Source organism: Streptomyces sp. LUP30 (assembly GCF_001746365.1).
Classification (GTDB): Bacteria; Actinomycetota; Actinomycetes; order Streptomycetales; family Streptomycetaceae; genus Streptomyces.
The window spans coordinates 1-20,759 of the sequence record NZ_MJAJ01000065.1 but is presented as its reverse complement, the minus strand read 5'-3'; the positions used below and the strand labels follow the sequence as shown (position 1 = coordinate 20,759).

At 70.2% G+C, this 20,759-nt stretch carries 15 protein-coding genes and 1 pseudogene; 12 read left to right on the top strand and 4 right to left on the bottom strand.

Annotated features, from left to right (window positions below):
- Positions 1–48: 48 nt before the first annotated feature.
- Genes aroA through BG482_RS35580 form a run of 4 tightly spaced genes read left to right on the top strand, consistent with a single transcriptional unit; the run spans position 49 to position 7,269 of the window.
- Positions 49–3,081 carry a 3-phosphoshikimate 1-carboxyvinyltransferase gene (gene aroA / locus BG482_RS35595; protein ID WP_069773355.1) on the top strand — a complete coding sequence of 1,011 codons (3,033 nt, stop codon included), beginning with the start codon at positions 49–51 and terminating at the stop codon, positions 3,079–3,081.
- 50 nt (positions 3,082–3,131) lie between these two features.
- A complete protein-coding gene (locus BG482_RS35590; RefSeq protein ID WP_069773354.1) occupies positions 3,132–4,301 on the top strand; it encodes an acyl-CoA dehydrogenase family protein in 1,170 nt (389 codons plus the stop codon).
- Complete coding sequence (locus tag BG482_RS35585; protein WP_069773353.1) at positions 4,298–5,140, top strand: SDR family oxidoreductase; 843 nt, start codon at positions 4,298–4,300, stop codon at positions 5,138–5,140. The genes BG482_RS35590 and BG482_RS35585 overlap by 4 nt, the downstream gene beginning before the upstream one ends.
- A gap of 29 nt (positions 5,141–5,169) precedes the next feature.
- A complete protein-coding gene (locus BG482_RS35580) occupies positions 5,170–7,269 on the top strand; it encodes an NADPH-dependent 2,4-dienoyl-CoA reductase (RefSeq protein ID WP_069773352.1) in 2,100 nt (699 codons plus the stop codon).
- 56 nt (positions 7,270–7,325) lie between these two features.
- On the opposite strand, the gene BG482_RS35575 is transcribed toward BG482_RS35580, so the two are convergent.
- From BG482_RS35575 to BG482_RS35560, 4 genes are all read right to left on the bottom strand, one after another.
- Positions 7,326–10,115 (bottom strand): LuxR family transcriptional regulator, encoded by a 2,790-nt coding sequence (locus tag BG482_RS35575; RefSeq protein WP_069773351.1) that lies wholly within the window; start codon positions 10,113–10,115, stop codon positions 7,326–7,328.
- Positions 10,116–11,069: 954 nt separating this feature from the next.
- Positions 11,070–11,828 (bottom strand): thioesterase II family protein, encoded by a 759-nt coding sequence (locus tag BG482_RS35570; RefSeq protein WP_069773350.1) that lies wholly within the window; start codon positions 11,826–11,828, stop codon positions 11,070–11,072.
- Positions 11,829–12,108: 280 nt separating this feature from the next.
- Positions 12,109–12,327 (bottom strand): AbfB domain-containing protein, encoded by a 219-nt coding sequence (locus tag BG482_RS35565; RefSeq protein ID WP_069773349.1) that lies wholly within the window; start codon positions 12,325–12,327, stop codon positions 12,109–12,111.
- Between the two features lie 24 nt (positions 12,328–12,351).
- Positions 12,352–13,149 carry a FadR/GntR family transcriptional regulator gene (locus BG482_RS35560; protein WP_069773348.1) on the bottom strand — a complete coding sequence of 266 codons (798 nt, stop codon included), beginning with the start codon at positions 13,147–13,149 and terminating at the stop codon, positions 12,352–12,354.
- 375 nt (positions 13,150–13,524) lie between these two features.
- On the opposite strand from BG482_RS35560, the gene BG482_RS35555 reads away from it, so the two are divergent.
- The 8 genes and pseudogenes from BG482_RS35555 to BG482_RS35525 all read left to right on the top strand — a co-directional run.
- Positions 13,525–14,889, top strand: a complete 1,365-nt coding sequence (locus BG482_RS35555) for an ABC transporter substrate-binding protein (RefSeq protein WP_069773347.1) — start codon at positions 13,525–13,527, stop codon at positions 14,887–14,889.
- Positions 14,886–15,800 carry a carbohydrate ABC transporter permease gene (locus tag BG482_RS35550; protein WP_069773346.1) on the top strand — a complete coding sequence of 305 codons (915 nt, stop codon included), beginning with the start codon at positions 14,886–14,888 and terminating at the stop codon, positions 15,798–15,800. The genes BG482_RS35555 and BG482_RS35550 overlap by 4 nt, the downstream gene beginning before the upstream one ends.
- Before the next feature lie 112 nt (positions 15,801–15,912).
- Positions 15,913–16,767 (top strand): carbohydrate ABC transporter permease, encoded by an 855-nt coding sequence (locus BG482_RS35545; RefSeq protein ID WP_069773367.1) that lies wholly within the window; start codon positions 15,913–15,915, stop codon positions 16,765–16,767.
- A gap of 73 nt (positions 16,768–16,840) precedes the next feature.
- On the top strand, positions 16,841–18,856 hold the full coding sequence (locus BG482_RS35540; protein ID WP_069773345.1) for a hypothetical protein: 2,016 nt from the start codon (positions 16,841–16,843) through the stop codon (positions 18,854–18,856).
- The gene (locus BG482_RS35535; RefSeq protein ID WP_069773344.1) at positions 18,853–19,197 is read left to right on the top strand and encodes an L-rhamnose mutarotase; all 345 of its coding nucleotides are present in this window, start codon (positions 18,853–18,855) and stop codon (positions 19,195–19,197) included. The genes BG482_RS35540 and BG482_RS35535 overlap by 4 nt, the downstream gene beginning before the upstream one ends.
- 38 nt (positions 19,198–19,235) lie before the next feature.
- Complete coding sequence (locus tag BG482_RS35530; protein ID WP_069773343.1) at positions 19,236–20,021, top strand: amidohydrolase; 786 nt, start codon at positions 19,236–19,238, stop codon at positions 20,019–20,021.
- 18 nt (positions 20,022–20,039) lie between these two features.
- Positions 20,040–20,186 (top strand): annotated as a pseudogene (locus BG482_RS43060) (SDR family oxidoreductase); the annotation flags it as partial.
- Positions 20,187–20,371: 185 nt separating this feature from the next.
- On the top strand, positions 20,372–20,759 hold a 388-nt coding region (locus BG482_RS35525; RefSeq protein WP_141746695.1), incomplete at its 3' end, for an aldo/keto reductase.

Sequence of the window (20,759 nt, the reverse complement as noted above, 5' to 3'; positions counted from 1 at the left end):
CTTTTCCTGTCTCGGCCGCCATCCCACAGTCAGGGAGCAGTAGGACCCATGCACCTTCTCGTCAACGGAATTCAGCACCGCGTCACCGGTGAGATCCTTGTCCCCAATTCGAAATACCATGCGCACCGTGCGCTGATCCTCGCCTCGCTCGCCGACGGCGTCAGCCGCGTCCACGGGCTGTCCGACGCGCGTCATGTCGAGTACACCGTGCGACTGCTGCGCGACCTCGGTGTGCGGATCGCCAGGGACGGTGACACCTTCGTGGTGCATGGACTCGGCGGGCGGTACGAACCCCGCCGGGACGCGGTCTCCGCCGGCAGTTCCGGCACGACGCTGTACTTCATGATCGGTCTGGCCTCGCTGTCGGCCCGCGCCGTGTCGGTGACCGGGCAGAAGTACTTCAGGCGACGCCCGGTCGGTCCCCTGCTGCGCGCCCTCGAACAGATGGGTGTGCAACTGGAGTCGTCCGACGACTGCCCGCCCGTCCACGTCCAGGGCCGCAGACCCACGGGCGGCCACGTCACCATCGCGGGAACCCTGTCCCAGTGGGTCTCGGGCCTCATCCTGCTGGCCCCGTTCGCGACCCGGCACACCACCATCGAGGTGGAGGGCGAACTCAACGAACGGCCGTATCTCGAACTGACCGTGGCGATGATGCGGCAGTTCGGCCTCGACGTGACCGTCTCCGAGGACTGGCGGCGCTTCGACATCGAGCCCGGCCAGCAGGCGCGCAGCGTCGAGCTGACGCTGCCGCCGGACATCGGCTCGGCCGCGTTCGGCATCGCCACCGCGGCCCTGCATCCCAGCGATGTGCTGCTACGCGGGATCACCACGCTGGAGGGCGGACCGGCCGATCACCCCGAGTTCGACTTCCTCGACGTCGCACGGTCCATGGGCGTACCGATGGAGACCGACGAGGCGGCCGGCGGCCTGCGCATCCGCCAGGACACGCCGCGGCTCACCGCGGTCGACGTCGACTGCCGCGACATTCCCGACATGCTGCCGATCCTCGCGACTCTCGCCACGTTCGCGCGCGGCGAGTCGGTGTTCCGCAACATCGCGCACACCCGGCTCAAGGAGTCCGACCGGGCCGCCGCCATGCTCCAGCTCAACTCCATGGGCGGCCGCCTGGCACTGTCGGACGACGCGCTGCGGGTACGGGGCGTGGACGGCCTGACCGGGGCCAAGCTGTCCTCGTTCAACGACCACCGCATCCTGATGTCGCTCGCGGTGGCGTCGTCGCGGGCCCGGGGGCATTCGACGCTGACCTATCCGAACGCGTACCGCATCTCGTACCCGACGTTCCTCGACGCGATGAACTCGCTCGCGGTGCCCATGTCGGTGGAGGACGGCTCGGCCGGCCCCGCGGGTGACGGTGCGGGCGCCGGGGTCCCCGTGGCGACGCCGGAGGCCGTCGACCCGGAGGCCGTCGGCCCCGAGGCCGCCTCACGGGTCACGCTGCCGCAGTGGCTGCGCCGCAGGGCCGAGGCCCGGCCCCAGGACACGGCGGTCGTCGACGTGCGCTCCGACCGCGACGAGATGATCACCTGGGGCGAGCTGGCAGAACAGGTGGACCGTGCGGCGGCGCTGCTGCTGCGGCTCGGGGTACGGCCGGGCGAGAACGTGGCGTACCAGCTGCCCAACCGTGTCGAGTTCGTGGTGCTGTCGCTGGCGGCCCTGCGCATCGGGGCCGTGTGCTGCCCGGTCATCCCGTTCTTCCGTAAGCGCGAGGTCGGTTTCGTCCTGCGGCGCTCCAAGGCGCGGGTACTGGTCGTGGCGGACCGGCACCGCTCGCGGCTGCCCGCCGAGGAGGTGCTGGACCTGGTCGCCGAGGACGGCTCGGACCTGAACCTGGAACACGTGGTGGTCCTGGCCACCGCGGGCGGTTCCGCTCGGCTGCCCGAGTCTCCCGCGCACGGGACGACCGTGCACGACTGGGCGCAGGCGCTGTCGGCGACGACGGTCGACCGCGCGGTGCTCGACGCCCTCGCGCCCACCCCCGAGATGACGGCGCAGCTGCTCTTCACCTCGGGCACCACCAGCGAACCGAAGGGGGTCACCCAGCCCACGCGCAATCTGGTCAGGGCCGCCGCGATGGAGATCGGGCACCTCGGGCTCGGCGGGCAGGACGCGATCTGGGTGCCGTCGCCGCTGGCCCACCAGACGGGCTTCCTGTACGGCATGGTGCTCGCCCTGGTACTGGGCGTGCCGCAGATCCTGCAGCCCGAGTGGGACGCCAAGCGCGCGCTGCAGTCGCTCAACGACCACCGCGCGACGTTCGTGCAGGCCGCGACGCCGTTCCTGTCCGACCTGGTGAAGGCCGTGGAGGAGAGCGGCGAAACGCCGCAGCACCTGCGGATCTTCGTAGCGACGGGAGCCATGGTGCCGCGGGCCCTGGCCGAGCGGGCCGGGCGGGTGCTGCGCACCGACGTGTGCGGGGCCTTCGGCACCACGGAGACCTGCCTGGGCGCGTTGTCGTCACCCGGCGACGAGCCCCGGCAGCGCTGGGGTTCCGACGGCCGCGCGCTGGACGGCATCGAGCTGCGGATCACCGACGACGAAGGGCTGGTGCTGCCCGCCGGCAAAGAGGGCAACTTCGAGCTGCGTTCCCCGACGGTCTTCGACGGATACCTCGACCGTCCCGACCTGACGTCGCAGGCGTTCACCGAGGACGGCTGGTACCGCACGGGCGATCTGGCGACGATCGACACCGAGGGCTTCCTGAGGATCACCGGACGGGTCAAGGACGTGATCAACCGCGGCGGCGAGAAGATACCCGTCGCGGAGATCGAGCAACTGCTGTTCGGGCACCCCGCGGTGGACGACGTCGCCGTGGTGGCCATGCCGGACGAGCGCCTCGGCGAGCGCGCGTGCGCCTTCGTGGTCCCGGCGGGCGGGACGGAACTGACCTTCGACGAGATGCGACGTCACCTCGACGGCCACGAGGTGGCCAAACAGTACTGGCCGGAGCGTCTGGAGCGGATCGACGCCCTGCCGCGCAACCCCATCGGCAAGGTGACGAAGTGGGAACTGCGGGCGCGGGCCCGTGCTCTGCGGCCCCACGACGAGGACGCCGGCTGACACACGACGGACAGCGCACCGGAACGACGGAACAAGGACAGAGGTGGCACATGACCGACGAGCAGCAGTTCCACGAACTGCGTACCCAGGTCGAACAGTGGGTGGAGGGGCCCGGCGAACGCTGGGCCGAACGCATCGAGGAGACCGGGCAGGTGCCCGAGGAGCTGTGGGCCGAGCTGAACGCCCTGGGGTTCCTGCGGATAGCCGCTCCCGAGGAGTACGGCGGCCAGGGCCTCGGCTTCGTGCGCTGGATGGAGCTGATGGAGGTCTTCTCCCGCTCGCACGGATCCGTACGCATGATCGTGCACGTGGTCAACGGCATCTGGCGGTCGATGGACGGCCACGCCGACGACGAGCAGCGCAAGCGCTTCGTCGTTCCCTCCGTCACCGGTGACATCAAGATCGCCTTCACCCTCACCGAGCCGGGCAACGGCACCGGCGCCGACATCACCACGTCGGTGGTGCGCGAGGGCGACACGTACTACCTCTCGGGACGCAAGCACCTGATCACCTTCGGGGTTCGCTGCGACTACTACCTGCTGGCCGCCCGGGTCGAGGGCAGCGCCGGGCACGAGGGCACGGTGGCCCTGCTGGTGCCGCGGGACGCCCCGGGCGTCACGGTCGAGGACACCTCCGACACCATGGGCGTCAGGGGCACCGACCACGCCTCGCTGGCCTTCGACCGCACCCCGGTGCCGGTCGACCACCGGCTCGGAGCGGAGGGCCAGGGCCTGGAGGTGTTCCTCGGCGGCTTCCTCACCCCGTCCCGGATCTCCGTGGCGATGAGCTGCGTAGGGCTCGCTCAGCGCGCCCAGCAGCTGGCCGTCGAATACGCCCGCAACCGTGTGACCTTCGGCAAGGCGCTCACCCAGCGCCAGGTCATCCAGTTCATGCTCGCCGAGAACGCTGCGGACATCGAGGCGGCACGGCAGCTGGTCCTGCACGCGGCGCGCCGCTTCGAGGAGGGAGCGGACGACGCGTCCATGCAGTCGTCGATGGCGAAGATGCACGCGGTGACGATGCTGACGAACGTCACCGACAAGGCGCTCCAGGTGCACGGCGGGCTCGGCTACTGGAAGTCGCAGAAGATCGAGCGCGTGTACCGCGACGCGCGTGCCCAGCGTTTCGAGGAGGGCACCAACGAGGTGCAGAAGGCCGTCGTCTTCCGCGAGTTGCTCCAGCGCACCACGTCCCGGGACGGAGAGGGAACGAGCCGATGAACAGCCCGCACCGTCAGCAGACACCCCACCGCGAGCAGGTCTCGCTGATCACCGGTGCCTCACGCGGCATCGGCCGCGCTCTGGCGCTCACCCTCGCCGAACGCGGTGGCACCGTGGTCGTCAACTACAAGAAGAACGCCGACCTGGCTCAGAAGACCGTCGCCGAGGTCGAGGAGGCCGGCGGTCAGGGCTTCGCCGTCCAGGCGGACGTCGAGACCACCGAGGGCGTCACGGCACTGTTCGACGAGGTGGCGCAGCGCTGCGGGCGCCTCGACCACTTCGTCTCCAACGCTGCCGCGAGCGCGTTCAAGAACATCGTCGATCTCGGCCCGCACCACCTGGACCGCTCGTACGCGATGAACCTGCGGCCGTTCGTCCTGGGGGCGCAGCAGGCCGTGAAGCTGATGGACAACGGCGGGCGGATCGTCGCCCTGTCCTCCTACGGTTCCATCCGCGCCTACCCCACCTACGCGATGCTGGGCGGCATGAAGGCCGCCATGGAGTCGTGGGTGCGCTACATGGCGGTGGAGTTCGCGCCCTACGGCATCAACGTCAACGCGGTCAACGGCGGCCTGATCGACTCCGATTCGCTGGAGTTCTTCTACAACGTGGAAGGCATGCCGCCCATGCAGGGCGTACTCGACCGCATCCCCGCGCGCCGTCCCGGCACCGTGCGGGAGATGGCCGACACCATCGCCTTCCTGCTCGGCGAGGGGGCGGGCTACATCACGGGGCAGACCCTCGTGGTCGACGGCGGGCTCAGCGTCGTCGCGCCGCCGTTCTTCGCGGACGCGGGTGAGGCGCTGGCGCTGCCGCCCCGGCCGACGCGCGACGCCTGAGAAGAACGACCGAGAAGAGGGGAGGGCAGATGCTGGACCAGGTCTTCAGGCCCTGCACGATCGGCGGCCTGACGGTGCCGCACCGCATCGTCATGGGCGCCATGCACCTGAACCTGGAGGCCCTGGACGACGGCGGCGCCGCCCTGGCCGCGTTCTACACGGAACGTGTGCGGGGCGGCGCCGGCCTGATCGTCACCGGCGGCTCCGCGGTGAACCCGGCGGGTTCCGGCGGCCCCGGTTACGGCGTGCTCGACGACGAGAAGCACCGGTCGGCGCTGCGCCTGGCCGCCCGTGCGGTGCACGACGCCGGGGGTCTCATCGCCCTTCAGCTCTTCCACGCGGGGCGGTACGCGCTTCCCGGCGCCCCGGGGACGGACGGCGCCGCGCCCCTCGCGCCGTCCGCCGTGTACAGCCGGTTCTCCCGCACCGTTCCACGGGCGATGACGGAGGAACAGATCACCGAGACCGTCGCCGCCTTCGCCCGCGGGGCGGAAAGGGCGTACGAGCTGGGCTTCGACGCCGTCGAGGTGATGGGTTCCGAGGGCTATCTGATCAATCAGTTCACCGCGCCCCTCACCAATCGGCGCGACGACGCCTGGGGCGGTGACGCCGGGCGGCGCGGGCGCTTCCCCGTCGAGGTGCTGCGGGCCGTACGAGCCGCGGTGGGGCCGGGCTTCCCGGTGCTCTTCCGGATGTCGGGCGCCGACCTCGTCGAGGACGGCACCCCGTGGGAGGAGACGGCCGCGCTCGCCGTGGAACTCGCGGGAGCCGGCGCCGACGCGCTCGCGGTGGGCGTCGGCTGGCACGAGTCCCCGGTGCCGACCGTGCAGGCCCAGGTGCCGGCGGGCACCTGGGCCGTGTACGCCCAGCGGGTCAAGCGGGCGCTGCGGGCGGCGGGTCACGGCACGGTGCCCGTCATCGCCTCCAACCGCTTCAACCGGCTCGCGCAGGCCGAACAGGTGCTTGCCGGGGGTGACGTCGACCTGGTGGCCATGGCCCGCCCGTTCCTCGCGGACCCGGCCATCGTCGACAAGTCCCGTACCGGGGCGAGCACATCGGTGGACGTCTGCATCGCCTGCAACGAGGCGTGCATCGACCGCTCGTTCGGCACCGAGCGGGTGTCCTGCCTGGTCAATCCGCGGGCGGGCCACGAGCGTGAGTTCCCGGCCCGGCCGTATCCCGCGCGCCGGGGCAGATACGCCGTGATCGGCGCGGGTCTCGCGGGCCTGGAGGCGGCCCGCACCCTGGCGAGACTCGGGCACAGGGTCGAGGTGTACGAGGCGGCCGACGAGCCCGGCGGCCAGTTCCGGCTGGCCGCCCGGGTGCCGGGCAAGGCGGACTTCGCCGCGACCGTACGACAGCGGGAACAGGAACTCGGCCGACTGGACGTGCCCGTGCACCTGGGGCACCGCGTCGGTGCGCGGGACGTGCCCGTCCTGCGCACCATGGACGGAGTGGTCCTGGCCACCGGGGTCCGGCCTCACCGGCCGGACCTTCCCGGCATCGACCTGCCGCATGTCCTCGACTACGCCCGGGCGTTCGCCGACCCCGGCGCCCTCGGCCCGCGTGTCGCCGTCATCGGCGGCGGCGGAATCGCGGTCGACCTGGCGCACCTCCTCACCGGCGGTTCCTCCCCCGCCCCGACCCCTGAGGAGTTCCTCGCCTCCCTCGCCATGACGGCGCCGCCGGCAGCCGTCCCGGAGTCACGCGCCGCCGCTGCCCCGGCCGACGGCTCCCGTCAGCTCACCGTGATGCGGCGCGGCGGCAGGATCGGCGCCGGGATCGGCCCGTCCACCCGGTGGGTGGTCATGGAGGAGCTGCGCTCTCGCGGAGTACGCCTGCTCACCGGCGTCACGTACCAGGAGATCACCCGTGACGGCGTGGTCGTCGTCGAGACCGGCGGCGAACGGCGGTTGGTCGCCGCCGACCATGTCGTCCTCGCCACCGGCCAGGAAAGCCGGCGCGAGGTGGCCGCCGTGCTCCGCCGCGCCGAGATCCCCTTCGAGACCGCCGGCGGCGCCGCCGACGCCCGGTCGCTCAACGCGGTACGGGCCACCGCGCAAGGGCTGCGCGCCGCGCACCGCATCGTGGAACGGGCCGAGTCGAGGTGGTCGGAACGGACCGGGTAGTGCGGGATCCGCAGTCCTCGGCCGGTGCGGGGCGCGGCGCCGTGGGCCAAGGCGGGTCAGCCGGGTTCGCCACGCAGATAACCCGGCAGACTCTGGCGGTTCTTGACGGCCAGTTTGCGGTAGACCCGGGTCAGGTGCTGCTCGACCGTACTGGGTGTGACGAACAGCTTCTCCGCGATCTCCCGGTTGGTGTACCCCATGACCGCCATCGAGGCGATCCTGCGCTCGGAGTTGGTCAGCGAGGCGACGGCCGTGGTCTTCTCCCTTCCCTCCGCCGGGGCCGTCTCACCGCTCGCGTCCGGCAGCAGCTCCTTGCACAGGGGTTCCGCATGACAGAGATGTGCCACTCTCCAGGCCCGGCGGATGATCACCCGCGTCCGGCGGTGCTTGCCCAGCGCGTGGTAGGCCCGGCCCAGGTCGGACAGCGTCCTCGCCAGTTCGTAGGCACGGCCTTCCGCCTCCAGGGTGTCGGCGGCCTCGCTCAGCAGACGCGGGCGCTGACCCGCGGAACTGAACACGGCCATCAGCCGCAGGGCGAGAGCCCGGCTCACGGTGTCGTCCGGACCGGGAAGGGCCAGCTGGTCCTTCACCAGGCGCTTGGCCTGGTCGCGGTTGCCCTGCAGCAGCCATGCCTCGGCCGCGCTGGTCCGCCAGGGCACGATGCCGGGCAGGTCCATGCCCCACTTGCCCATGAGCTCACCGCAGGAGAGGAAGTCCCCGAGCGCCGCGCGCGTGCGGTTCATGGCCAGGTAGTAGTGCCCACGTGCGTACAGGTAGTGCAGTCCGTAGCGGCTCTGGAACATCTCGTCGGGGACGCCCCGAGAGACGATCGCCGTGGCCTCGTCGAACTCCCCCATGCGGGTGTGGGCCAGGATCAGGGTCCCCAGCGGCAGCCCGACGGCGGTGCCCCACCCCTGGACGGACACATGCTCCAGGGCCGACAGGCCGCGTTCCACCGCTCCCTTGAGATCGCCCCCTCGCAGCCGGATCTCCGCGTCGGCGGCGTCCAGGATGCCCTGCCACATCGGGTAGGGGCGCCCGTTTCGACGCTCGTCCAGGCTCCGGCAGCGGTTGGCCGCATCGCTCAGCCGGCCGCTGTAGACCAGCGACAGCAACGCGAGGAGGGTCGCCTCCTCGGCCCAGGGGGCGGTGTGGTTGAGGTCGAGCTGCCCGAGGACGTGCGAGGCCCACTCCTGCATCTCCGCGCTGCGCCTGCGGACGAGACCACCGGAGAGCGCGCCGATCGACTGCAGCCAGAAGGCCCGGCCCCGGGTGGCGGGCGCGCCCTCGGGGCCGGTGGTCACGGGCCCGCTCTGCACCCGTCCCGCGAGCGGCGGATAGGTACAGGCCAGCCACACCTCGAGGTCGTGGAGCTCGGCCGGCTGCATCGGCGTGTCGGGCGGGGGCGCGATTCCCGCGGACGGCAGACGCGCCGCCCGCTTGCGCAGCAGGGAAAGGATCTCGGCGGCCTCCTGCGTACGGTGCAGCCACAGCAGCTGTCGCACGAGCAGCATCGTCTCGTGGGGGTCCAACTGGTCGCTGCGGACCGCCTCGGTGAGCGCGATCAGGTGCCGCAGCGACGCCGAGGGGTTGAGCTGCCATTCGGCCTGAGCAAGCCTGGCCCGGATCGCCCAGCGGTCCCGCTCGTTCGTGCATGCCCCCTGGGCCGAGTTCAGGTACCGCAGGGCACGTTGCACCGCACCGTGCAGCAGCGCCTCCGAAGACGCCTCCAGCAGCACGCGCAGCGCCCAGGGCTCCGGGACCTGGCCGGCCTCGGCCAGGTGATGGGCGGTGTCGGCCACCGCGGCACCCTGGCTGTAGAGCAGTCGCGCGGCCCGGTGATGCAGTTGCACGCGGTCCGCAGCGGGCACGTCGTCCAGCACCGTGCGCGCGGCCAGCACGTGCCGGAACCGGCCCTCCCTCAGCAGCCCGGCCTCGGTCATGGTGCGCAGCGCCCGCTCGACGGTGCCCGTGTCCGCGTCGAGCAGCGCTCCGAGCTCGTCGGACGAGGCCTCGTCGCCGTAGACCGCCATGGCGCGGGCCACGCGCAGTGTGTCGGGCTGACTGCGGTGCAGGCAGTTCAACAGCGCGCGTCCGTATCCCTGTTGCCGGGGTTCCCCGGCAAGCTGCTCGTCGTGGATCAGGGCGTCGAGCAGCCGCGGGTTGCCACCGCTGTAGGCGATGAAGGCGTCACTCAGCTCCCGGGCCGCTCCCGCGCCGAGACGCCGATCGACCAGGGTGCGCACGGCCTGTGGGGAGAGCGGTACGAGCCGGACGGGCACGACGGAGGCATGACGCAGGAGTTCGGCATGGAACGGGGAGTGGGTCCCGCTCGACTCGGCCAGTTCGGTGAACACCATCAGCAGCGGTGCCGAGCTCAGCCGGCGGACCAGGTACAGCAGGGACTGCTGTGACGGCACGTCCATGTGGTCGATGTCATCCACGCACACGACGACCGGTGTCGTGGCGGCGAGTTCCGTGACGGGCAGGAAGAGGTCGTACAGGATCTCGGCCCTGTTGAGCTCCACGGCCTTGTGCATGCTCTCGGCCCGGGTCGACCCCATGAGCCCGCGCAGTACCGGGGAGATGCGTCTGCGCAGTTCCGCGGGGAGCGCGGGACTGTCGAACAGCTGGCTGAGCGCCCCGAAGGGCAGATCCCGCTCCTCGGAGGAGCAGACGGCGGTCAGAACGATGGCCTCGCCGGCCAGGGCGCACTGGGCCACCTCACGCAGGAACTCCGTCTTGCCCGCACCCACGGTGCCCTCGAGCAGGATCACGTGTCCCACCGTCGGCTGCGGGGAGGCCAACCAGGCTCGGACGCGAGCGAGTTGCTTCTCTCGATCCATCAGCACCGTTCCCGGTGCCATGTGCGGACCAGAGCCGAAGAGCCGTCCGACGACAGCTCCCGGGTCGGGTCTCCCCCTGCGTCACGTGTGGACTGCCGCCATTCCGCCCCGCCGGAGCGGACATCACATAAGGAGTTCATGCTTCTTCCCTGAAAGCCGTTCACACAGTTCCAGGTGCCACGCTAACTCGTTCAACAACCCTTTCCGCGGCGTCGCATTTCAGACAGGAGCCTTTTCGGACAGCGACGCTCGGACGGCGCCTGCTCCGAAGGGAACCGGGGGATAAAACTTTGGGGCAAGGAAACTTGCCCCCACCGCCACAGCGGATGGCACCGACGGTCCGGTGCACTGTCACCCAGGTTCACTTTCGACGGTCAGCCTGCGTCAAAACCGAGGACCTAGATCACGCCATCCGGATATTCGCAGCATAAGGCAGCTTTCCTCCTACCCCGGGCGATCTGCTGGATTCACCTGTGCACACATTCGGCGGATTGCCGCGGCAATGCGGACGACCGGGAGCCGGGGCGGCGGACCGGGTGAACCGACTGGTCCGAGGTGCGGCGACTGCCACGGCGGGAGGGGGTGGGGCGAGAACGGGCCTTGGGCAGACCCGCTGGACGCATGCGGAGTCCGCCGACCCCCTACCCGCCCCACCCGCGCGCGACAGGCCACCACCCACCGCGCCGGGACGGGCGACCGCCCTCCGGACCAGCCCTCAGCTTTGCGGACGCTCACGACGGGTGACCGAGGAAGCGTGCCGCGACCGTCGCATGTGTGGCATGTGCATGCACAGATCCCCAATGGTGACCGCTCCGCCGCGAAAAGTGTCGAATGACGCGACCCTCGACCCGCCGCAAGTCGTCGTCGAAACGCGAACGCAGGCCATCGGCGCTCGTCCCGTTCCCGGCGTGTTCAACAGCCAAGTCACGGTCACGGCCGACGAGTTGCCGCGCCTCACTTCGCTGCCACGGACCCTCGTTCCGCGACGAACTGCCGGATCTCCTGAATAACCCGCTGTGCGTGGGAATTGAGGTAGAAGTGCCCGCCCTCATAAAGGTGAAAGACGGCTTCCTTCGTCGTGTGCTCGGCCCAGGAGCGGGCTTCCTCCTCGGTCACCTTCGGATCGTCGTTCCCGAACATGACGACCACGGGGCAGCTCACCCGCCCCGGCTGCGGGCGATACGTCTCCGCGGCGCGATAGTCGCTGCGCACCGCGGGGAGAATCATCCGCACGATCTCCTCGTCCCCCAGGACGGCCGGATCCGTGCCGCTGAGGTTTCGGAGTTCCGCGAGCAGCTCTTCCTCGTCGGCCTGGTGCACACGCTCGTCCCGCCACCGGGAGGGCGCCCGGCGCCCGGAAGCGAAGAGACCGAGCAATGTCGTTCCCCGGGCCTCCAGCCGCAGCGCCACCTCATAGGCCAACGACGCGCCCATACTGTGCCCGAAGAACGTCAACGGCCGGTCGGCCCAGGGCTCGAGCTCCACCACGATGAGGTCCGCCAGTTCCTCGATGCTGCTCACGAGGGGTTCCGTACGGCGATCCTGGCGTCCCGGGTACTGCACCGCCACCACGTCGATCTCGGGCGACAGCGCACGCGAGACGGGGTGGTAGAACGTCGCGGAGCCACCGGCGTGCGGAAAGCAGACCAGACGGGTCGGAGCGTCCGGGGCGGGGTGGTAGCTCCTGATCCAGTTGTCGGAGTTCGTCGCCATGCTCGGGTGCGTCCCTTCGGTTCTGGTTTCACGGGTCGTGGCGGAGGCTGTTCCGCCGGCCGGGCGAGCGGTACGACCGAACTCCGCGTCCCTCTCCGACCTACCCTGACCCCCGAGCAGTTTCAGCAGGGGGCAGACCGTACCTGCCTATTGGACGGCGCAACACCGCAGCTCCGCCAGCGCACACACCCCCTACTTTGCGTCGCTCTCCCCCCTTAAACCCGGCTGCTTGCACCGGGCGCGGTCCGGCAGCCGCACCGCCGAACCGGGCCTTTGTGGGTCATGGCTGCACACGGAAGGCGGCGTCGCTGACGGCGACCTTGCGGAAGGCGGCGTCGGCGGCGAACCGGGTGCTGCCGTCGTTGTGGGCGAGCTGGACGTCGAAGTCGGAGTGCCGCAGGAAGTGCCCGGGGAACTCTTCCTGACCCGGCGTACGGGAACGGCATACCGACGTCGCGGCAAGACCTCCCGCGCCGGCTCCCCCGGGCCCCGTCGACACCGGTCCCCCGTCGCCGACCGTCCGCTATCCGAACAGACGCCGCTGGATCTCCCGCCGGTAGTCCTCCAGCGTCCTGTCCAGATGCACCGCCGTGGCCTGGGCCGCCTCGTCGGGCCGGCCGTCGCGAATGGCCCGGTAGATCGCCTCGTGCTCCTGAACCGCGGCCGCCGTGCCCTCTCCCAGCGTGTCGTGGATCCCGATCGCGCTGGACTGCCGCTGGAGGCGTCGCGCATCACGCACGGCGCTGACGAGGAAGGTGTTGTGCGAGGCGACGGCGACGCCCATGTGGAAGTCCTCGTCCGCCTGGTTGAACTCCTCGACCTGACCGTGGACGAACCCGTGCCCGCACTTCTGCATGGCGACCTCGATGGTCCGCAGCTCGGCCGGGGTGGCCCGGGTGGCGGCCAGACTGCTGGCGGCCATCTCCTGAACCCTGCGGAACTCGAACAGCATGAGGACGTGATCGAGGTCGACGGGGCGGAAGAAGCCACCCCAGCGGCTGGTGGTGAGCATCCCCTCGTCGTCCGCGACGAACAGACCGCGCCCCTTGTGCGCCCGGACCCGGCCGAGCGCCGACAGGATCTTCACGGCCTCCCGCACCACCGCCCTGCTGGTGTTCAGCCTCTGCGCAAGATCGATCTCCGTGGGCAGCCGGTCACCTGCCACCAGACGGGCCTCGGCGATGAACTCGAGGATCCGCTCCGCCACGACTTCGTAGCCGGGGCGATAGTCACGCCGCTCGTCCGAGCCGTTCACCGCCGCCGCAGCGGCGGGAGAGGCCTGCGCCGACAAGGCGGCTTCGGTCGCGGGCGTGTCGTTCATCTGTCCTGCCTTAGGGATGACTGCTGCGAGGGCGGTTGATCGCTGTGGAGCTATGTCCACCGTACTCCAACTCCATAATGAGTCGTACTCATCACGCAAGGATTCACACCACAGAGCCGCAGTCGCTTTAGGTGCAATAAGGGATATAAAGGACTTTCCTCTGCGCGAATACGGGAAATCGGTCATGGATGGCGAGGAAGTAGGCGCGAGAACCCTTGACGGATCCCTCGATAAGACGCCTAATTTCTTCCGCGGCGGCAAACGAGACGGCCGGCCGCGATACCGGACGTCCGACCACGGCGGCCCGTCGTCGCCCCATCCTCGCGCCGCCTGCCCGTCTGCTCGGGGCGCCTTCTCACACCAGTGGAGTCGCACATGACCGTCAACCAGCCCTCGTCGAGCCGGGAGAGAGCGTTCAGCAGGAGGCGTCTGGCGTTGCTGGCCGGCTGCGCGGCCACCGCCGCTCTGACTCTGACCGCCTGCGGCAGCGGTGGCGCCACGGGTACGACGACCAAGGACGGCTTCGCTCAAGTACCGCAGAAGGAAGGGGCGTTGACGGTCTGGGTGGACGCGACCCGCGTGGATGCCGCGAAGCTCTACCAGAAGCAGCACCCGGACGTGAAGATGGACATCGTCACCTACGACGGCGACGCCAACGGCTCGAACTACCTCCAGACCAAGGTCCAGCTGTTCAACCGGACCCACAAGGGCTGGCCGGACGTCGTGTTCAGCTCCCAGAACAACGAGACCTCCTGGGCTGTCGACGCGGGCTTCGCCGCTCCGCTCGACAAGGGCCTGGTCCCCGCCGCGACCCTGGGGAAGTTCGCGAGCGGCGCCAACGACGTCTGCACGGTCGACGGCACCCTCTACTGCCTGCGCAACGACCTCTCCCAGGCGGTGCTGTGGTACAACGCGCCGCTGCTGAAGAAGTTCGGCTACCAGGTTCCGACGACCTGGGAGGACTACCAGAAGCTCGGGGAGAAGGTGGCCAAGGAACACCCGGGCTATCTCGTGGGCGACGCGGGAGACTCCTTCACCCCCGAGATCTACCTGTGGGCGAGCAAGTGCGGCGCCAACCACATCACCGGCCCGAAGGCCGTATCGGTGAACACCACCAGCGAGGCCTGCACCAAGATGGCCAAGCTCCTGGACGTGCTGATCGCGAACAAGTCCATGTCCATCAGCGGCGTCTTCAGCACCGACTTCGGCAAGAACCAGGCCGACAAGGTCCTGCTCATGCCCGGCCCCGCCTGGTACGGCGGCGCGCTGTTCGAGGGCACCTTCAAGACACCGGCCAAGCAGATCGCGGCGGCGCCCATCCCGCAGTGGCAGGGCGACGCTTCGCCGTCCACCGGCAACGTGGGCGGCGGCACCTGGCTGCTGTCCCAGCACTCCGCCCACATCAAGGCCGCCACCGACTTCCTGAAGTGGGTCACCACCGACAACGCCTACCAGGGTGAGAAGGCGCCGGGCTTCCCCGCTTACGCTCCGGCGGCCGAGACGTGGCTGAAGGGGCAGGACGCGGCCGGCTACTTCGCCGGTGACCTGAGCGCGCTCAAGGCCGCCTCCTCCCAGGTCTGGCCCGGCTGGGGCTCGGGACAGTTCAGCCAGGAGGCGATCTGGGCCGCCACCGTCAAGCCCGCTCTGACGCAGGGCAAGAGCGTCGTGTCGATGCTGCCGGCCTGGCAGGACTCCGTGGTCAAGTACGCCAGGTCCAACGGATACAAGGTCTCGCAGTGACCCTCACCCACTCCCCGGCCGGCTCTGCCACCCGGCGCCGTCGCGGCACCGCCCGGCAGAGCCGGGCCGGCATGGCGTTCGTCGCGGCCTACGTGGTGCTGCTGGTCGCCTTCGGCGTGCTCCCCACCGGCTACGCCGTCTACTTCGCCTTCACCGACGCCGGCGGCAAGGTCACCGGCTTCGCCAACTTCGTGACCGCGGCGCAGGACTTCCGCTTCCTGGACGCCGTCAGCCATGTCGCCGTCTACCTCCTCTTCTGGCTGCTGTCCCTGGTGGTGTTCGTGGTGGCCCTGGCTCTGCTGCTGCACCGCCTGGGCGCGAGTCCCGTCGGCAAGGCGCTGCGCTTCCTCTACTACATCCCCGGAGCGCTCGCCGGCGCCGCGAGTGTGCTGGTCTGGCTGTTCATGCTCGACCCGACGGTGAGTCCGGTCAGTTCGCTGCTGGGCGCGCTGGGGTTCGACACCTTCGGCGAGGTGATCGCGCCCGGGAACCTGCCGCTGCTGTTCACGGTCATCGCGTTCTGGACCGGCGCGGGCGGCTGGATCGTCGTCATGTACGGCGCGCTCAACAACATCCCCACGGACGTGATGGAAGCCGCGCGCATCGATGGCTCGAACGCCTGGCAGACCGCCTGGCACATACAGATCCCGATGCTGCGCAAGTGGATCGTGTACATGGTGATCCTGGCCTTCGCGGGCGGCGCCCAGTTGTTCGTGGAACCGCAGTTGCTGTCCCTCGCCAGTGTGGGCGTCGCCGGACGTGACTACTCGCTCAACCAGCTGACGTACGACTTCGCCTTCCAGATGAACAACATCAACGGCGCCGCCGCGGTCTCGGTGGAACTTCTGGTCGTGAGTGTGTCGGCCGCCGCGGTCTTCGTCGCACGGTCGGGGTTCTTCGATGCCGAATAAGTCCTTCGCCGCCCCGGTCGCCGCCGCCCCGCATACGGAAGGGGAACCGGGCGTCATGAGTCTGACGCAGCACCGGGCTCCGGAGCGGCGGCGCCCGCGTCCCCAGCGGCGCGTGGCATCACAGCTGCTGACCGGGTCCGTCCTGACCGTGTTCGTCGTGTTCTTCGTGCTGCCGGTGCTGTGGCTCGTCCTCGCGGCGACCAAGACCGACCAGCAATTGATCCACGACAACCCGCTGTCCTTCGGCTCGTTCCACGCGCTGAAGGCCAACTGGGACGCGCTCACGGCCTTCCAGGACAACGCCGTCATGCAGTGGCTGGGCAACTCGGCGCTCTACTCGGTGATCTCGCTGGTCATCACTCTCGGTATCGCCGTTCCCGCGGGATACGCCCTGGCCATGACCGAGTTCCGCGGCCGGCACAGCCTGCTGGTCGCGACGCTGGTGGTGATGCTCATGCCGAACGCCACCCTGGTGGTGCCGCTGTTCCTGGAGCTCAACGCGGTGCGCCTGATCGGCACGATGTGGTCGATCATCCTGCCGTACTCGTTCTACCCGTTCGGCGTGTACCTGACGTACATCTACTTCACCACCGCTGTGCCGAAGGACCTGCTGGCGGCGGCACGGATGGACGGCTGCTCCGAGTTCCGCGTCTTCTGGCACATCGCGCTGCCGCTGGCGACCCCGGTCATCGCGCTCGTCGGCTTCTTCAGCTTCGTCGCCAACTGGACCAACTACTTCCTGCCGTACGTCATGCTCCCCGAGAGCAGCCAGATGCCGATCCAGGTGGGGGTCGGATCCCTGCTCAGCAGCGTGCCGTCGTTCAACCCGACCGTCGGTGACCTGGCGATCCAGCGCCCGCAGCTGGCTCTGGCGACGCTGGTGGCCATCACGCCGGTGCTGATCGTCTTCCTCTTCGCCCAGCGCTTCCTGGTCAGCGGGATGCTCGCCGGCGCCACCAAGGACTAGCGCCCCGTCCTGGTCCACCGGCCGTCGTCCCCGGCGTGCGCCGTCCGCCGCCCGCCCCGAACGGAGATGCTCCATGCCCTTCAACTCTGCCGACCGCACCCCGGGTGAGGACACCGGCCCCGCCCACCACGCCGCGGCACCCGAGATCGAGGCGGCGGTGCCGCTGCTCGAACCACCCGGCTGGGCCGTGGCCCAGCGATCCCTGTTCGACCTCCTCGACCACGCCTGGCGCCGCTTCGCCCGCGACTTCACCGGTCCGGACGGCCGTCTGAACTACAACGGAGAACTGACCACCCGTGACGGTGTGGACGACTTCTACGAGGTGTTCTTCAACTGGCCCCAGTTGTACCTCCTCGGCGGCGCGGACGAACTGCTGCCCGCCAGCGAGAAGCACTGGGAGGGCGTGACCAGGCAGCTGACCGAACTCGGCATGCTCCAGGGCGAGTACGAGCGCGGGTACGACTGGTTCCACCAGGGCGAGAGCCTGCTCCTGCTCTACTTCCTGTGCATGGCCGCCCCCGACCGCTGGAGCGAACGCGCCCTGCGCTTCGCCGAGTTGTACGTCGACCCGGCGGCCGGCAACTACGACGCCGAGCACCGCCTCCTCACCCGCCCCCACAACGGCAGCGACCCCGACCGCACGGGCCTGTTCGACGGCGACGTCTACCCCTGGCTGGAGAAGGAAGCACAGACGTACGGCTACCCGCTCGACTGGCTCCCCGAGGCAGCGGACGGCGGCCCCTTCCCTCTCTCGGCGGACCCGCGTCTTGGCGCGCAGATGCGGGACCGGATGGGCGTCGGCGACACCGCGGTCAACCTGGCCGTGGCCGGGCTGGTCCTCAACGCCTTCATCCTGTCGGGCGAGGACCGCTACCGCGACTGGATCGTCGAGTACGTCGGCGCGTGGCGGGAGCGCACCGAGACCAACGGCGGTCTCGTCCCGGACAACGTCGGCCCGGACGGCGTCGTCGGCAGCCTGCTGGAGGGCCGCTGGTACGGCGGGCACTACGGCTGGTCCTGGCCGCACGGCTGGCACAGCGTGGGGCACGCCGCCTGCGTGGCAGCCCTCGCGGCGGCGACGGTCACCGGGGACGACGAGTACCTCTCCCTGGTCACGACCTCCCTCGACACCCTCATCGGCCACGCAAAGGTGATGCCCCACACCGAGGCGGACTCGAGTCTCCCGTCCAAGTGGGCCGTCGAACTCGGCGACGACAAGCACACCCCCACGATCCACCTCCCCTTCCGTCACAACGACTCGGGCTGGTTCGACTACAACCCGGCCACCCCGCCCGTCCCCGTGGCCCTGTGGCACCACACCGCCGCCGACGCCGACCGCGCCCGGCTGGAGGGACTGCGGGCGGCCGACGGCATCGACTGGCGCACCGTGCGGCCCTTCCGCGCCAAGGAGGAGTCAGGGCACGAGAAGGCGTGGTTCGCGTTCCTCGCCGGCGACGACCCGGGCTACCCCGAGCGGATCCTCGCCACCGCCCAGGCCCAGGTCCGCCACCGCCTGCGCCGCATCGAGCGCTACCGCGACCTGGACGTGCCCGAGGCCGACATCCACGTGTGGCAGCAGTGCAACCCCGTCGCCACCGAAGCCCTCGTCCAGCTCACCTGGGGCGGACCCCAGGTGCTCTACCAGGGCGGACTCCAGCAGGCCCGGTTGCGCTACCACGACGCCGAGGCCCGCCGCGCCGGCCTGCCCCCGGACGTTGCCGCCCTGGTCACCTCCATCGACCCCGAAGCGACCACCGTCGAACTCGTCAACCTCTCCCCCGAGGCCACGCGTAAGGTGATCGTCCAGGCCGGCGCCTTCGCCGAGCACACCATCACCACCGTCCGCCACACCACCTGCCAGGACGACACTTGGATCGGCGACATGTACGACTACGGGCACACCGAGCCGGTGGTCACGGAGACGGCGATGTCCTGCGACAGCGCCTTCCTGACGGTACGACTGCCTGCCTCCACCCGCATCCGGCTAGTCCTGCGGCTCGACCTGCGCGCCAACACGCCCAGCTACCGCACCCCGTTCGACGCCCCGGCCTACGAGTCTTCCCCGCGCACGGAGGAGAGCACCGCATGAAGCGCATCGCCCAGACCATCAGGCTCCGCCCCGAACACCGCGAGGAATACCTCGAACTCCATTCGGCGGTCTGGCCCGGAGTCCGAGCCGCCCTGCACCGGGCGAACGTCCGCAACTACAGCATCTTCCTCCACGGCGACACCCTGTTCGCGTACTTCGAATACCACGGCGACGACTTCGAGGCCGACATGGCCGTCCTCGAAGCCGACCCCGAGACCCAGAAGTGGTGGCAGCTCACCGATCCCTGCCAGGAGGCCCTCCCCGACCGGGGCGGCTCCCGTCAGTGGACGGAACTCACCGAGATCTGGCACCTCGAACCGCCCGGCGGCACCACCGTGTGACACACCTCGCCCCGGACCGAAGCGACTTGGAACCCGTCATGACCTTCCCCACCGCTCCCCCGCTCATCGACGCCCACCACCACCTGTGGGACCTCGACCAGCGTCCGCAGCCCTGGCTCGACGACCCCTCCGTGGCGTCGATCCGCCGCACCTTCACCCTCGGCGACCTGCGTACCACCGCCACCCAGCCGATCGCGGGCCGCCGTCTGCACGGGACGGTGGCCGTACAGTGCATCCCGGACGTGCCCGAGACCGAGGACCTCCTCGCACTCGCGGAGCGAGAGCCGCTGATCGGGGCGGTCGTGGGCTGGGCCGACCTGACGTCACCGGCCATCGGCGAGGTGCTCGACAGACTGCTCGCCGGGCCGGGCGGTGCGTATCTGCGTTCACTGCGCCACCTCGTGCAGGGCGAGACGGATCCGGAGTGGCTGCAACGCGCCGATGTGCCGTCGATCGCCGACGGTGAACTGGCCGACTGGGAGAGCCGGTTGCGCCTGCTGGCCGCACACCCGCAGGTGGTCTGCAAGGTGTCGGGGCTGATCACCGAGGCGGACCACGAGAAGTGGACCGTCGACGACATCCGCCCGGTGTGGGACGTCCTGCTCTCCGCCTTCGGCCCCGACCGGCTGATGTTCGGCTCCGACTGGCCGGTCGCGAACCTCGCGGGCGGCTGGAACCGCTGGGCCGCCACCGTGGACGAACTGCTCGCCGACTGCGCCGACACCGAGATCGACTCGCTCCTGGCCGGCACCGCGACCGCCTTCTACCGCCTTCCCCGCAAGGCCGCAGAACTGGGGACGAGCGCTCGTACCCCGCGCACCTGACCCGTCTCCTCCACCTCCACCGAAGGCACGCGGGAGTCACCCGCGGCCGCACGCCGGGGCGAGGCCGACGACCGCGCCGGGGCCACGGTCTTCCTCGCCTCCGACGCGGCCGCCCACGTCAACGGCGTCGTCCTGCCCGTCGACGGCGGACGGCTCGGCCGATGACCACCGACGCGACCACCGACCTGGCCTCCGTATGAGCCGGGGCGCAACTCCTGTGACCACGCCCGGCGATGTCTCCATGGCCTCGCTCGCCGAGGTCGAGGCCCTCATCGCGGGCGGGTCGGCCCACGTCAGACGCTGACGGGCACCCCGCTCGCCCGCCCTCCAGGAGCACGTAGGAGCACGCCTTGCACCAGCGGAAGATCCACCACACGCCCGTCGCGCTCACCACGCTCGGCTTCGGGGCGTCCGTGATCGGCAACCTCTACCGCGTCACCCCGCCCGCCGACGCGGCAGCCGCCGTCGACGCGGCCTGGGACGCCGGAATCCGGTACTTCGACACCGCACCCCACTACGGCCTCGGCCTCTCCGAACGCCGCCTGGGCGCCGCCCTGCAAGGCCGCCCCCGCCACCAGTACGTCATCTCCTCCAAAGCCGGCCGGCTCCTCGTGCCCAACGAAGAACCCCGCGGAGTCGACAGCGACGGCTTCGTCGTCCGCGACGAGCCGGCCGGCTCCTCGTGCCCAACGAAGAACCCCGCGGAGTCGACAGCGACGGCTTCGTCGTCCGCGACGA

Bases quoted from the DNA above. Each gene is read 5' to 3' on its own strand.
- aroA (WP_069773355.1), top strand. From the start codon at position 49: ATGCACCTTCTCGTCAACGGAATTCAGCACCGCGTCACCGGTGAGATC.
- BG482_RS35590 (WP_069773354.1), top strand. From the start codon at position 3,132: ATGACCGACGAGCAGCAGTTCCACGAACTGCGTACCCAGGTCGAACAG.
- BG482_RS35585 (WP_069773353.1), top strand. From the start codon at position 4,298: ATGAACAGCCCGCACCGTCAGCAGACACCCCACCGCGAGCAGGTCTCG.
- BG482_RS35580 (WP_069773352.1), top strand. From the start codon at position 5,170: ATGCTGGACCAGGTCTTCAGGCCCTGCACGATCGGCGGCCTGACGGTG.
- BG482_RS35575 (WP_069773351.1), bottom strand. From the start codon at position 10,115: ATGGATCGAGAGAAGCAACTCGCTCGCGTCCGAGCCTGGTTGGCCTCC.
- BG482_RS35570 (WP_069773350.1), bottom strand. From the start codon at position 11,828: ATGGCGACGAACTCCGACAACTGGATCAGGAGCTACCACCCCGCCCCG.
- BG482_RS35560 (WP_069773348.1), bottom strand. From the start codon at position 13,149: ATGAACGACACGCCCGCGACCGAAGCCGCCTTGTCGGCGCAGGCCTCT.
- BG482_RS35555 (WP_069773347.1), top strand. From the start codon at position 13,525: ATGACCGTCAACCAGCCCTCGTCGAGCCGGGAGAGAGCGTTCAGCAGG.
- BG482_RS35540 (WP_069773345.1), top strand. From the start codon at position 16,841: ATGCCCTTCAACTCTGCCGACCGCACCCCGGGTGAGGACACCGGCCCC.
- BG482_RS35535 (WP_069773344.1), top strand. From the start codon at position 18,853: ATGAAGCGCATCGCCCAGACCATCAGGCTCCGCCCCGAACACCGCGAG.
- BG482_RS35530 (WP_069773343.1), top strand. From the start codon at position 19,236: ATGACCTTCCCCACCGCTCCCCCGCTCATCGACGCCCACCACCACCTG.